Annotated in this window: 11 protein-coding genes; 6 read left to right on the top strand and 5 right to left on the bottom strand. The window is 75.2% G+C overall.

Annotated features, from left to right (window positions below):
• The first annotated feature begins 198 nt into the window (after window positions 1–198).
• Window positions 199–795: a histidine phosphatase family protein gene (locus ACFYOJ_RS13575; protein ID WP_356557603.1), complete on the top strand. Its 597-nt coding sequence runs from the start codon at window positions 199–201 to the stop codon at window positions 793–795.
• A gap of 45 nt (window positions 796–840) precedes the next feature.
• Here the strand turns inward: ACFYOJ_RS13575 and ACFYOJ_RS13570 are convergent, their stop codons facing one another.
• From ACFYOJ_RS13570 to ACFYOJ_RS13560, 3 genes are read right to left on the bottom strand one after another with little or no spacing between them, the layout of a single operon-like run.
• Window positions 841–1,176, bottom strand: coding sequence for a hypothetical protein (locus tag ACFYOJ_RS13570; RefSeq protein WP_356557604.1), 336 nt, complete (start codon window positions 1,174–1,176; stop codon window positions 841–843).
• 32 nt (window positions 1,177–1,208) lie between these two features.
• The gene (locus tag ACFYOJ_RS13565) at window positions 1,209–1,598 is read right to left on the bottom strand and encodes a hypothetical protein (RefSeq protein WP_356557605.1); all 390 of its coding nucleotides are present in this window, start codon (window positions 1,596–1,598) and stop codon (window positions 1,209–1,211) included.
• A gap of 13 nt (window positions 1,599–1,611) precedes the next feature.
• Window positions 1,612–4,890 carry a BTAD domain-containing putative transcriptional regulator gene (locus ACFYOJ_RS13560; RefSeq protein ID WP_356557606.1) on the bottom strand — a complete coding sequence of 1,093 codons (3,279 nt, stop codon included), beginning with the start codon at window positions 4,888–4,890 and terminating at the stop codon, window positions 1,612–1,614.
• Between the two features lie 123 nt (window positions 4,891–5,013).
• On the opposite strand from ACFYOJ_RS13560, the gene ACFYOJ_RS13555 reads away from it, so the two are divergent.
• The 3 genes from ACFYOJ_RS13555 (at window position 5,014) to ACFYOJ_RS13545 (ending at window position 8,287) form a co-directional block, all read left to right on the top strand.
• Window positions 5,014–5,763: an SDR family oxidoreductase gene (locus ACFYOJ_RS13555; protein ID WP_356557607.1), complete on the top strand. Its 750-nt coding sequence runs from the start codon at window positions 5,014–5,016 to the stop codon at window positions 5,761–5,763.
• Window positions 5,764–5,905: 142 nt separating this feature from the next.
• Window positions 5,906–6,508 (top strand): NAD(P)H oxidoreductase, encoded by a 603-nt coding sequence (locus ACFYOJ_RS13550; protein ID WP_356557608.1) that lies wholly within the window; start codon window positions 5,906–5,908, stop codon window positions 6,506–6,508.
• 183 nt (window positions 6,509–6,691) lie between these two features.
• The gene (locus ACFYOJ_RS13545; protein WP_356557609.1) at window positions 6,692–8,287 is read left to right on the top strand and encodes an MFS transporter; all 1,596 of its coding nucleotides are present in this window, start codon (window positions 6,692–6,694) and stop codon (window positions 8,285–8,287) included.
• Between the two features lie 66 nt (window positions 8,288–8,353).
• Here the strand turns inward: ACFYOJ_RS13545 and ACFYOJ_RS13540 are convergent, their stop codons facing one another.
• On the bottom strand, window positions 8,354–9,085 hold the full coding sequence (locus ACFYOJ_RS13540; protein WP_356557610.1) for a YafY family protein: 732 nt from the start codon (window positions 9,083–9,085) through the stop codon (window positions 8,354–8,356).
• A 158-nt stretch (window positions 9,086–9,243) separates the two neighbouring features.
• Here ACFYOJ_RS13540 and ACFYOJ_RS13535 point away from each other — a divergent pair, with 158 nt between their 5' ends.
• On the top strand, window positions 9,244–10,125 hold the full coding sequence (locus ACFYOJ_RS13535) for an NAD(P)H-binding protein (protein WP_356557611.1): 882 nt from the start codon (window positions 9,244–9,246) through the stop codon (window positions 10,123–10,125).
• A gap of 133 nt (window positions 10,126–10,258) precedes the next feature.
• Here the strand turns inward: ACFYOJ_RS13535 and ACFYOJ_RS13530 are convergent, their stop codons facing one another.
• Window positions 10,259–11,707, bottom strand: coding sequence for a hypothetical protein (locus tag ACFYOJ_RS13530; RefSeq protein WP_356554979.1), 1,449 nt, complete (start codon window positions 11,705–11,707; stop codon window positions 10,259–10,261).
• A 281-nt stretch (window positions 11,708–11,988) separates the two neighbouring features.
• Here ACFYOJ_RS13530 and ACFYOJ_RS13525 point away from each other — a divergent pair, with 281 nt between their 5' ends.
• Entirely contained in the window at window positions 11,989–12,405 is a 417-nt protein-coding gene (locus ACFYOJ_RS13525) for a hypothetical protein (protein WP_388596828.1), read from the top strand.
• Window positions 12,406–12,574: the final 169 nt, after the last annotated feature.

Below are 12,574 nucleotides of genomic sequence, written 5' to 3'. Positions count from 1 at the left end.
TCTTCCTCACGCGTGCCCGACGGCGCCGGGCGTGCCACTCTACGGCCTTCGCGGGCCCTCCCCGTGGAGTGCCCCCGGCCCTGACAGACGTCGGAACGTCCCCCCGGGTTGCCCGCGCACCGGGTGCGCGATGATGGAGGGGACCCCTCCGATACACCTTCGGCACACCTCCCGCACATCTCCCGGAAAGGCCCCTCCATGGCACCGCGCATCCTGCTGGCCCGGCACGGACAGACCGAGTGGTCGCTGTCCGGCAAGCACACCGGGAGGACCGATGTGCCGCTCCTGGAGGAGGGCCGGCGCGGCGCCAAGCTGCTCGGCGAGCGTCTGCACCGGGCGCCCCTGGACGGCCTGCCCGGCGTCGAGGTGCGCACCAGTCCGCTGTCCCGTGCCCACGAGACCTGCGAACTCGCCGGCTTCGGCGAGCGCGCCCGCACCTGGGACACGCTGATGGAGTGGCACTACGGGGCGTACGAGGGCATGACGCCGGCCGAGATCCAGGCGGTCCGGCCCGGCTGGCTGATCTGGCGCGACGGGGTCCCGGAGGGCGAGAGCCCGGCCGAGGTCACCGCGCGCGCCGACGAGGTCGTCGCCTGGGCGCGGGAGGCGGACCGCGACGTCCTGCTCTTCGCCCACGGGCACATCCTGCGGTCGATCGGCGCCCGGTGGCTGGGCCTGCCGCTGGACTTCGCGGCCCGGATACGCCTCAACCCGACCTCCCTCTCCGTCCTCGGCTGGGCCTACGGCGAACCGGCCATCGAGAGCTGGAACGACCAGGGGCACCTGACCGCGTAGTCGGGCGACCGGTCCCGGGGGAGACGGCCGGCCCGGAGGGAACGGTCACGCGCCGTGGGCGGCGTCACCCCGGCCGGTGATGTGCCGGCCGGTGGTGTGCCGACCGGTGGTGTGGCGGCCGGTGGTCTCCCACCAGGCGGTCACGCGGGCGGCCACCGCGTCGGGCTCCGGGCCGCCGGGGGCGAGACCGAAGTGCTCCGCCAGCTCGTGCCGCAGGTACGCGCCGATCTCCGCCCGCCCGGCACCACGGCTGAGCCGCCCGAGCAGCGGGACGAGCATGCAGTCGTACTCGTCCTCCACGTCGTCGGCGACACCGACCGGATCCCACTCGTTGAGCAGTTCCCGCAGGCCACGCACCGTGGCGGAGTTCCAGGGCTTCACGGCCCCAGAATGTCACCCCGGGACGACCGGCCTCATCCGCTTTTGCCCTGCGTCCATTGCCCGACCGTCGGCGAGTGGTCCAGGAGCCGGGCGACCCGCATGCCCTCTTCGCGCGAGGTGACTCTCGGCAGAGGGGCGAAGTCGTCGGGCAGGACGTCCAGCAGACTCATCACGTACTGCCGCGCACGCAGCTCGATGAGCAGCTCACACCTCAACTGGCGTGGGACGGCGGGATACCGGGGGCCGCACTGCCACACGGCCGGCCACAGGTAGTGAGCCCCCTCCGGAGCCGCGTTCTCCCGCACCCACGCCGGGTCGAGCCCTTGGTTGAGGTCCAGCTCGAAGGCCCGTTGCTCCAGCCCGGCCAGCGAGGCCGTGTCGAGGACCTTCACCTCCCGGGGCACGGGGTCGTCGCTCTCCATCACTCCGCCCTCATCACTGCGTACCGTGTCCGGGGGGCCGTTCCCCCGCCGGCCGCGTCAGGGCGTGGGCCGCTTCCGGTGTCAGCGACTCCCCGCGGGCGAAGGCGTCCGCGAAGCCCGTGGCTCCCAGCGCGGCGGTGGCCGCGGCGGTGGTCCGGTCGACGTCCAGGCGTTCCGCGGCCGGCAGGGGGGCGCCCGTGGCGGCGCGGGCCGCGCCGGCCGCGCCGAGGAGGAGCGCCGCGGCCTCGTGGCGGTCCGCGAGGACGTGGGCGGCGGCGAGACCCTCCAGGGCGAGAGCGACCGCTCGGGGGTCCCCGGTGGCGCGGGCCGTCTCGAAGCCCTCCTCGTGGAGGGCCAGCGCACCCCGCAGGTCGCCACGGAGCTCGGCGACGAAGCCCAGCTCGGCCAGGACCAGCGCGTTCGCCCCGTCCAGCCCGACCTGACGGTGCCACTGCAGGACCGTGCGCATCCGCGTCTCGGCCTCGTCGAGGAGTCCCTCGCGGCGCGCGCCGAGGCCGAGACCCAGCTCGGCGTTGATCTCGCCCGCGCGGAAACCGAGTTCGGCGGCGAGACGCCGGGACCGCTCGTGGTACTCGCGCGCCGCGCTGGAGTCGCCGACCAGCAGCGCCGTCCTCCCGAGCCCGGACAGCAGGTCCGCCGCCTGGGTGGAGAGGCCGAACTCCTCGGCGGTCTCCAGCCCGTCCCGCAGCAGCCGGGCCGCCCTGTCGTAATCGCCGTGGATCTCGGCCACCGACGCGAGCGGGTAGACCGACCACAACCGCGCGCACGCGTCCCCGGCCTTGTCGAAGAGCTCCGCGCTGCGCCGCGCGTCCGTCTCCGCGCCGGCCAGTTCGCCCCGTATCAGGCGCTGCACGGACCGGTCGGCCAGGGCCGCCGCCTCTCCCCACAGCTCGCCGGCCGCCCGGAAACCGTCCAGGGCCGCCAGGGTGAGCGCCTCGCTCTCCGGTATGTTCCCGGTGCCGCACAGCGCGTGCCCCAGGAACCACCGCGCCCACGCCGTCGTCATCGGGTCACCGGCCCGTTCGCACGCGTCGAGCGCCGACGCGATCCGGGCCGCCCGGTCGGTCCCGTCGCCGGACAGGATCCGGACGCCGGCCTGCCAGGCGCCCACCCTCGCCCGCAGCGCCGGGCCCCCGCCGGGCAGGTCGAACGCCGCGGTGACCGAACGCCGTGCCTCGCCGAGCCGGCCGCGCAGGATCCAGTACCAGCAGAGCGCGTCGACGAGCCGCAGCGCGTCGTCCGTCCCGCCCTCCTCGAGAGCGCCGTCCAGGGCCGCGCGGAGGTTCGCGTTCTCGGTGTCCAGCCGTGCCAGCCACTCGCCCTGGGCGGGCCCGCGCAGCCCGGACGCCGCCTGTCCGGCGAGCTCCGTGTAGTACGCGCGGTGCCGCCGGCGTACGGCGTCCGTCTCGCCCGCCTCCCGCAGCCGCTCGGCGCAGTACGCGGCGACGGACTCCAGCAGCCGGTACCGGAGCCCCTCGGCGTCCTCGGCGGCGACCACGAGGGACCGGTCCACCAGCCGCACCAGCAGGTTCAGCACCTCCTCGGCGTCGGTCCCGTCGCCCGCGCACACCTGCTCGGCGGCCTCCGGCGTGCACCCGTCGGCGTGCACGGCCAGGCGCCGCAGCACGGTCCGCTCGGGCTCGCTCAGCAGCTCCCAGCTCCAGTCGATCATCGCGCGCAGCGTCTGCTGACGGGCCGGCGCGCCCCGCCGTCCGACGCTGAGCAGCCGGAACCGGTCGTCCAGCCGCTCCAGCAGCCGGTGCACACCGAGGGCCCGCACCCGTGTCGCGGCCAGTTCGAGGGCCAGCGGAATGCCGTCCAGCCGGCGGCAGACGGCGTCGACGGCGTCCGCGTTGGAGGGACCGAGCGCGAAGCCGGGGGCGGTGGCCGCGGCCCGTGCCGCGAACAGGGCCGCCGCACCCCGGGCGGACAGCGGCGGCACGGCCCACAGGGTCTCCCCGGCCAGCGCCAGCGGCTCCTGGCTGGTGGTCAGCACCGTCAGCCCGGGAGCCGTCCGCAGCAGCAGCTCCACCAGGTCCGCCGCCTCGTCGATCACGTGCTCGCAGTTGTCGAGGACGAGCAGCATCCGCTTGTCCCGCAGCACCTCGGCGAGCCGGGCCGCCGCGTCCGGCGGTGACTGTCCGTCGGGCCGGCCGCCCCAGTTCCCGTCGTCCCGCAGCTCCATCGCGGCCGCGACGACCTCGGCCAGGTCACCGCGGACGCCGGCGAGTTCGACCAGCCACTCGCCGTCCGGGAAACCGCCCGCCAGCTGCCGGGAGACGGCGAGCGCGAGCCGGGTCTTGCCGACGCCGCCCGGCCCGGTGAGGGTGACCAGCCGCCGGGTGCCGAGGAGTTCGCGTACGTCGGTGACCTCGTCCTCCCGGCCGATCAGGTCGCCGAGAGAGGCGGGGATGTTCGTCCGGACACGGACGGGGGCGGGGGCAGGACCGGGTTCGGATTCGGGTTCGGGTCCTGGCTCGGGGGTGCGGTCAGGGGCGGGGCCGGGCTGTGGCCGGGGGGCGCTCAGCAGGGGGTCCTGCCGGAGCATCGCCTGTTGCAGCGCGGCCAGTTCGGGGCTGGGGTCGAGGCCGAGCTCGTCGGCGAGGCGGGCCCGCAGCTCCTCGTACCCGGCGAGGGCCTCGCTCTGCCGCCCGGCCCCGTACAACGCCCGCAGCTGCACCGCCCGCAGCCGCTCCCGCAGGGGGTACCGCTCCACCAACTCCGTCAGCTCGCCGACGAGTCCGGCGTGCTCCCCGTTCTCGAGGCGGGCCTCGGCGCGGTCCTCCAGGACGGTGATCCGCTCCTCCTCCAGCCGGTTCACCGCGGCCCGGGTGAAGGCCTCCTCCGCGAAGTCCGCGAACGCCGGCCCGCGCCACAGGGCGAGCGCGTCGGTGAGAAGGCCGGCCCGCGCCCGCGCGTCCCGTTCGGTCCGGGCCCGGGCGGCCAGCGCGGCGAACCGGTCGGCGTCGAGCGCACCCTCGGCCACGGTCAGCTGGTAGCCGGGAGCCCGGGACACCACCAGGAGACGTCCGCCCGGCTCGGCCTCCTCCAGGACGCGGCGCAGCTGGGAGACCTTGGCCTGCAGGGCCCGGACCGGGTTCCCGGGCGGCTCGTCGCCCCACAGGTCGTCGATCAGCCGGTGGGTGGCCACCGGCCGCCCCGGATCGACGAGCAGCGACGCGAGCAGGGCCCGCACCTTCAACTCCGGTACCCGCACCGGCCGTCCGTCGTCCGTCCAGACAGCCGTCTCCCCCAGCACCCCGAAAAGCATGGCGTCACCGTATCCCGTCGCCCGAACCGTTCCGTAACACCGCCCGAGCCGGACCCGAAACCCCGCGGCGGACAGTGTTCCCACGAAGGCCGCACGGCAACGAACCCACCGAAGGAACACATCATGAGCAAGCTCACCGGCAAGACCGCCCTCGTCACCGGCGCCAGCCGCGGCATCGGCCGCGCCATCGCCCTGCGCCTGGCCCGGGAGGGCGCCAGGGTCGGCATCCACTACGCGAGCAACGAGGTGGCCGCCAAGGAGACCGCGGCCGCCGTCGAGGCGGCCGGCGGAGACGCCTTCACCCTCCGCGCCGAGCTGGGCGTCCCCGGTGACGCGGAGACCCTGTGGCAGGCGTTCGACGCCCACGCGGACGGCGTCGACATCCTCGTCAACAACGCCGGCATCGCCGGCCCCGGCCGGATCCACGAAGTGACCGAGGCCGACTACGACAAGGTCTTCGCGGTCAACACGAAGGCGCCCTTCTTCATCATCCAGAAGGGCCTGGAGCGCCTGCGCGACGGCGGCCGGATCGTCAACATCTCCTCCGGGGTCACCAAGGTCGCCTTCCCCGACATGACGTCCTACGCCGCCTCCAAGGGGGCCGTGGAGGTCCTGACCCTCACCCTGGCGCAGACCCTCGGCTCCCGCGGCATCACCGTCAACGCCGTCTCCCCCGGCACCATCGAGACCGACATCCACCCGTGGATGGCCGACCCGGCGGCCAAGGCCCACGCCGCCGGCTTCTCCGTCTTCGACCGGGTCGGGCAGCCCGAGGACGTCGCGGACGTCGTCGCCTTCCTCGCCTCCGACGACGCCCGGTGGGTGACCGGCCAGAACATCGACGCCAGCGGCGGCAGCGGCCTCGGCCTCTGACCCCCGTACGCCGGCCACGCCACCCACCGGCCACGCCACCCACCGGCCACGCCACCCACCGGCCACGCCACCCACCGCCCGCGTCGCCCGCCCCGCGTCGCCCGCCATCCGCACCGCCCACCGGAGAAGACGGGAGCCACCCGTGCGCCACACCCTGCTGGTCCTGGCCCATCCGCGGCCCGACTCGCTGACCGCCCAGGCCGCCGAGCATCTGCAGATCCGCCTCAAGGAGGCGGGCGGCACGGTCGACCTGCTCGACCTGTACGCCGAGGACTTCGACCCCCGGCTGACGCCCGCCGACGAACCGGACTGGGAGGACCGGGAGAAGAGGTACTCGCCCGAGGTCCACGACCACATGGACCGGATCGCCGCCGCGGACGACATCCTCGTCGTCTTCCCGGTGTGGTGGTTCGCACCGCCGGCCGTCGTCAAGGGCTGGATCGACCGGGTGTGGAACTACGGGTTCGCCTACGGCCGCAGCAAGCCCCGGCTCGCCGGGAAGCGGATGCTCTGGCTGGGCCTCGCGGGCGGCACCGGCACCGACTACGCGAAGGACGGCCTCGACACCGCGATGGACGTCCAACTGCGCGTCGGAGTGTCCGAGTTCTGCGGTATCACCGACGCGGCGGTGCACCTGCTGCACGGCACCGAGCTCTCCGGTGTGCCCCTGGCGCTGCGCCCGGCACGGGCACGCGAGGTGTTCGAGGCCGCCGGCACCGCACTGGAGCGGCACCTGCCGCACTGAACGCCCCGTCCCCACCTTCCCACCCACCCCGCGGAACGCCGCGGTCACCCGGTACGTCACGGGTGGCCGCGGCGTTCGCCGTTCCCGCGCCCCGACCGCGCGGAACGGGGGCACGGACGCACCCGAACACCACCGCAACACCGTCCGAGCCGCTTCCGAGACACCGGCCCGCACAGTCCTCCCATGACCTCAGAACTCGCAACCCCCGCTCCCCGGAAGGCAGCCGGCGCAGGCGTCCGGCAGTGGCTCGGACTCGCCGTCCTGCTGCTCCCCGTGGCCCTGATGACCGCCGACCTCGGCGTCCTGTGGCTGGCCACCCCGCACCTGACCGCCGACCTGCGGCCCAGCGGCGCCGAAGTGCTCTGGATCACCGACATCTACGGCTTCCTGACCGCCGGCACCCTGGTCATCATGGGCACGATCGGTGACCGCATCGGCCGCCGCAGGCTGCTGATGATCGGCTCCGCCGGTTTCGTCCTGGCCTCGCTGGTCGCCGCGTACGCCCCCAGCCCCGAGGTGCTGATCGCGGCCCGCGCGGTGCTCGGCGTCGCCGGCGCGGCCGTCCTCCCCTCCACGCTGTCCCTGATCAGCCACATGTTCACCGACCCCCGGCAGCGCGCGACGGCCATCGCGATGTGGGTGACCGCGCTCTCGGCCGGCCTGGCCGTCGGACCGGTCGTCGGCGGAGTGATGCTGGCGAGCTGGTGGTGGGGCTCGGTCTTCCTGATGGGCGTGCCCGTCATGCTGCTCGCGCTGGCCACGGTCCCGGTGCTGCTGCCCGAGTACCGCGACCCGGAGCCGGGACGGCTGGACCTGGCGAGCGTCGCGCTGTTCCTGCTCTCCGTCCTGCCGGCGGTGTACGCGATCAAGAGCCTGGCCTCGGGCGCCCCCGCCTGGGAGCCCGCCCTGGCCCTCGCGGCCGCCACGGCCGGCACCATCGCCTTCGTACGCCGCCAGAACCGGCTCGCCACACCGCTGCTGGACCTGCGGCTCTTCCGTGACCGCGCCTTCACCGGGGCACTGCTCACCCTGCTGCTCGGCATGACCGCCCTCAACGGCGTCGAGTACCTCGTCCCCCAGTACCTGCAGGCCGTGGCCGGACAGTCCCCGCTGGAGGCCGGACTGTGGCTGCTGCCCGGAGCCGCGGGACTGATCGCCGGCTCCCAGCTCACCCCGGTCCTCGCCCGCCGGTACCGTCCCGCGTACGTCCTGGTCGGCGGCCTGCTGCTGTCCCTGACCGGCTACGGCGCCATCGCCCTGTCGGAAGGCGTCCCGACCGCCTCGCTCGGCCTGACCGTGATCATGTTCGGCGTCGCCCCGATCAGCGTCCTCGGCACCGCCCTGGCCGTCGGCTCGGCACCGGAGCAGAAGGCGGGCGCCGCCGCCGCGACCGGCCAGACCGCCTACGACCTCGGCCTCGCCCTCGGCATCGCCCTCACGGGCACGCTGGCCGCCGCCGTCTACCGCGCGGAGATGCCGGACGACGCGCCCGCCGAGGCCAAGGACACCGTGGGCGCCGCGATCGCCGCCGCGGAACGCCTGCCGGACGGCGCCGCCCTGCTGGCCACGGCGAAGGACGCCTTCACCGCGGGACTCCAGACGGCGGCCACCGCCAGCGCGGCCCTGGCCCTGGCGACGGCGGCCCTGGTGACGGTACTGCTGCGCCACGTCCCGCCGATCGGCACGAGCGCGCCCACCGAGACCCGGCCGGAGCCGGAACCGGGGACGGAGCAGGAGCCGGGGACCCCGGCCCCGCAACCGGCCACGTCGGCCCTCTGACACAGGGAGCCGCACGGCACGGGTGGCAACGGTCACGGCGCATCGCCGTGACCGGCCGTGCGGAGGTCACCCGGCCGGTCCGGCGGCAGGGGACGCGCCGGCGCGGCCGAAGTCGTGGGACAGCCAGTGTTCGAGGGACGGGCTCGGGAACTCGCGGGGCCGGTGGCCGCCCGGCTCCCGGGTGACGTCGGTGATCCGGTCGAGGCGGAACGTGCGCCAGTCCTCCCGGTCGACGTCGAACGCCACGAGGTACCAGTGGCCGGCGCGCAGGAAGTGACGGTACGGCTCGACCAGGCGGGTGGACGGCCGGCGGTGCTGGTCGGTGTACCGGAACCGCAGCCTGCCCTCCTGGGCCACCGCGTCGGCGATCACCCCGACCGTCGCCGCCGAGATCGCGGCGTCGGGCTGCTGCAGCACCTCGGTCGCCAGGTCGGTGGCGGCCGCCCGGCTGCGCAGGGAGCGGGGGAGGACCTGGTCGAGCTTGAGCAGGGCGCTCGCCGTGACCGTCTCCCCGGGGAGCCAGGCGTGGATCAGACGCAGCCCGGCCACCAGCGCGGTGATCTCGTCGGCGGTGAACAGCAGGGGCGGGATCCTGACCCCGGGGCGCAGCCGGTAGGCGCTGCCGGGCCCCGGACGCGCCTCGACGGTGTAGCCGAGCCGGCGCAGCCGCTGGACGTCGCGGCGCACGGTGCGGACGCTCGTACCGAGCCGTTCGGCCAGTTCGGCGGGGGTCCGCTCGCCTCCCGACTGCAGGAGGGCCAGCAGGTTCAGGGTCCTGGTCACCGGGTCGAGGTCCATGCCGGCAGTTTTCCAGGAGTCCCGGGAGAGGAGGACAGATTCCGGCCGTCTCTGTCCCTAGCCTGCGGGGCAGTCCGTGGTCCGGCCCGCGGTCCGGTCCGTGGTTCCGGTCCGCGGCACCGGTCCGCGGCCGAGTCGTCGAGTGAGAGGAAGAGATCGTGCGGATCGCTGTCACCACCCCGACCGGGAACGTCGGTCGTCATGTCGTCGCCATGCTGGTCCGGGCCGGGATCCGCCCGCGCGTACTGCTGCGTGATCCCGCCCGCCTGGCCTCCCCCGTGCGGGACGAGGTGGACGCCGTACCGGTGGACCTGCACGACGCCGAAGCCGTGGCGGCCGCCACCGCAGGCGTCGACGCGCTCTTCTGGGTGAACCCGCCCGCCGCCGGCGAGGACCCCCTCGCCGGCCACGCCCGTGCCACCGCCGCCGTGGTGCGCGCCGTCACCGGCAACGGGATCGGCCGCGTCGTCTTCCAGAGCAGCGTCGGCGCCGAGAAGCGCCACGGCGTCGGCGAGATCGACGGCCTGGCACACACCGAGACCGCTCTGGACGGCCTCGGCGTCGACGTCACCCACCTGCGCTGCGGCTACTTCTTCACCAATCTCGAGTACCAGCTCGACGCCCTGCGGGCCGGCACCCTCCAGGTGACCTACCCGCTCGACCACTCCATGCCCTGGGTGGCACCCCGCGACATCGCCGAGGTCGCCGTCGGCCGGCTCCTCGCCCCCGGCTGGTCCGGGCGCTGTGTGCAGGCGGTCCACGGGCCCGCCGACCTCACCTGGAGCCAGGTCGCCGACATCCTCACCGCCGCCACGGGCCGGAAGATCCACGTCGAACGGATCCCCGACGACACCCTGCGCACGCAGCTCCGCCGGGCCGGGATGCCCGACAAGTGGGTCGAGGCGATGCTGGGCATGTCGACCGGCCTGCGCGAGAACTTCGTGCCCGAGCAGCGCCGCACGGTCCGGACCACCACTCCGACCACGCTCGCCGCCTGGGCCTACGACCACCTCCGCCACCGGCTCGCCGACGGGGCCTGAGAACGGCCGGCCCACCCGGGCCGCCGGAGAGCACCGGTGGCCCGGACGCGCCCCTCCCGGGCAGCCGGCCTGACCGGCCCGGCCGGCCGGTGCCCACCGGGCCGGTCAGGCCGGCCGGTGCCCACCGGGCCGGTCAGGCCGGCCGCGGCAGCGACGCGTGGCGTTCCAGGAACGCCGACACCCCCGAAGCCCGCCGGTGCGGCTGCAGCACCCGCGCCGTTCCCGCCAGCATCGTGCGGATCCGCGACGACTGGACCTCGCCCAGCAGGTCCAGCACCCGCATCCCCGCCCCGGCCGCCTCGTCGGGCCGACCGCCGCGGGCCAGGTCGTCGGCCAGTTCCGCCGAGTACAGCGCGAGGTTCCGCGTGAAGTGCGGGTCCTGCAGCTCCGCCGCCCGGCGCGCGTGCCGGGCGGCCCGGGGCCAGTCGCCCAGCGCGGACCAGCACTGCGCCTCCAGCCCCTCCAGCTCGGCCGCCCCGTAGAAGCTCATCCACTCGGGGTCGGCGTCCGAGGCGCCCCGGTCGAACAGCGCCTGCGCCCGGGCCAGCGCCTGCTCGCAGCCGACGCGGTCCGCGAGCCCCGCCCAGCCGCCCGCCTCGCGCAGCGCCAGCAGCGACATCAGCCGGGACGACCCCAGCGGCCGGGCGGCGCGCTGCGCGGCCTGCGCCGCCCGCACCGCCTCGCGCGGCCGGCCGGCGTCCCGTGCCAGGAACGCCATGTTGCAGAAGGCGTGCGCCTCCAGCCCCGGGTCGTCGGTCATCCGGGCGGTGGCGAGGGCCTCCGCGTAGTGGGAGCGCGCGTCGTCGAAGCGGCCCGAGTCGTGGGCGAGCCAGCCCACCGAGATGGCCAGCTCGCCGGCGCCCGCGTAGAGCCGGTCCGCCGTCGCCTGCCGGGTCGCGCCGGCGTCCAGCAGCGCGTACGCCGTGCGCAGCGGGGCCGCCGCGACCCGGTAGAGACCGTCCGCGCCGTGCCGGTCGTCGAGCACCCGGATCCGGCGGACGGCCTCTTCGAGGGCCCCCGCGTGACTCGTCCCGGCCCGGCGCACGGCGCGCGGCACCGCCGCGGCGTCGGTGACGAGGGCCAGGGGGCCCAGGGAGACGGCGGCCACGGCGGCACCGCTCGTCATGAATGCGCGACGCAGCACGTCGCTCTCCTCGTTGTCGTCGTGCGTGTGGTGCGGGTCGTACGGCTCGCCCGTCCCGTCCGTTCCGTCCGTTCCGCCCGTCCCGCTCGGGGCGCCCGGCGGCCCGGCGGGGTGCGCCGGGGGCGCGTCCTCGTCCGTGCGCGCCCGGCGTCCGCGGACGGACGAACGAGGCGCGAAGCCCAGATCGGTGAGCGTGCGTCCGGGGAACATGTGCAGGAACACCCGCTCGTAGGCGTAGTTGGGGCAGCGGATCTCGCCCGCCTCCACGCGGCCGATGTAGCGCGCGTCGCAGCTGACCCGCTCGCCGATCTCGCGCGCGGCCCGGCGGACCGCCGCCGCGAACTCGGCCGGCGAGCGCTGTCCGCGCAGGCGCCGGAAGGCCAGGTTCGGCCGCGGTGGCCGGTCGGGCCGGGCTGAGGTCGCCGTTGACGTCGCCATGGCCGGGTCCTCTCGTGCGAACCGTCGAACCATGCCGGAAGAGGAGGGAGGACCCGGGAGGCTGCCCGGCCGCCGCCCTGTTTCCGGCGAGCAAGAACGTACCGTCTGTGACGGAGCCGCCACGCGCTGTTTGGGGATGAACCGGATATCTCAACCGGGATCTGCCATGAAGTGCCATCCTTTGCGGCGGACTTGTGCCGTAGCCGTTGACGGTCTGCCGCGTTGAACCCCGTGGACCGGGAGGCCCCCGACTCCCGATCCGCTCGTCCAAGGAGGAGTTCGTGGTGGAGGCCGGGATGAAGACCAGCCGGATCAGCGACGTTTCAGGCATCTGCGGCGACGGAGACGGCGGTTGTGACGTCGTCACCGTGCCGGCCCGGTACGGGCTGGAAGCCGTCGACATCCTCCGGCGGGGAGCGGGTGAGGCGGTCGGCCCCGTACTGCACGACGACGGCTGCGGCACGCTCGGCTTCCTGGTGCCCCCGGGGACGGCCGCCGCCTGGGACGTGCCGGGCAGCACCTGCACCGGGACGGACGGCCGGGGGCTGAGGCTCGACCTGGCCCCCGAGCCTCCGGTGGAGGGCTCGGACTGGCTGCTGCCGCCCGGCGGCGCGGACCTCGCGACCGACCCCGCCGTCCTGCGGGCCGCGCTGGGCGAGGCGGCCCGGCTCATCGAGGCCGCGGACAGCTGCCGCTGAGCCGCCGGACACGGCCCGGACCGGTGTCCGTCCGTACCCGCGGCCGGACACCCGCCACCTGACGCCGGCCGTCCGGCCCGGCCCGTGGACACCGCGGGACATCTTCCGTACGCGCGGACGGACACCGGCCGCCGCACGTCTCCCGGACCCGTGCGGATCCGTACGGCCC

The organism is Streptomyces sp. NPDC006384 (assembly GCF_042870695.1).
GTDB lineage: Bacteria > Actinomycetota > Actinomycetes > Streptomycetales > Streptomycetaceae > Streptomyces.
This window is presented reverse-complemented; position numbering and strand designations above follow the sequence as displayed.

What these genes read in the sequence shown, in the direction of transcription:
- ACFYOJ_RS13530 (WP_356554979.1), bottom strand. Translation starts at nt 11,707, where the DNA reads ATGGCGACGTCAACGGCGACCTCAGCCCGGCCCGACCGGCCACCGCGG.
- ACFYOJ_RS13560 (WP_356557606.1), bottom strand. Translation starts at nt 4,890, where the DNA reads ATGCTTTTCGGGGTGCTGGGGGAGACGGCTGTCTGGACGGACGACGGA.
- ACFYOJ_RS13575 (WP_356557603.1), top strand. Translation starts at nt 199, where the DNA reads ATGGCACCGCGCATCCTGCTGGCCCGGCACGGACAGACCGAGTGGTCG.
- ACFYOJ_RS13545 (WP_356557609.1), top strand. Translation starts at nt 6,692, where the DNA reads ATGACCTCAGAACTCGCAACCCCCGCTCCCCGGAAGGCAGCCGGCGCA.
- ACFYOJ_RS13555 (WP_356557607.1), top strand. Translation starts at nt 5,014, where the DNA reads ATGAGCAAGCTCACCGGCAAGACCGCCCTCGTCACCGGCGCCAGCCGC.
- ACFYOJ_RS13540 (WP_356557610.1), bottom strand. Translation starts at nt 9,085, where the DNA reads ATGGACCTCGACCCGGTGACCAGGACCCTGAACCTGCTGGCCCTCCTG.
- ACFYOJ_RS13565 (WP_356557605.1), bottom strand. Translation starts at nt 1,598, where the DNA reads ATGGAGAGCGACGACCCCGTGCCCCGGGAGGTGAAGGTCCTCGACACG.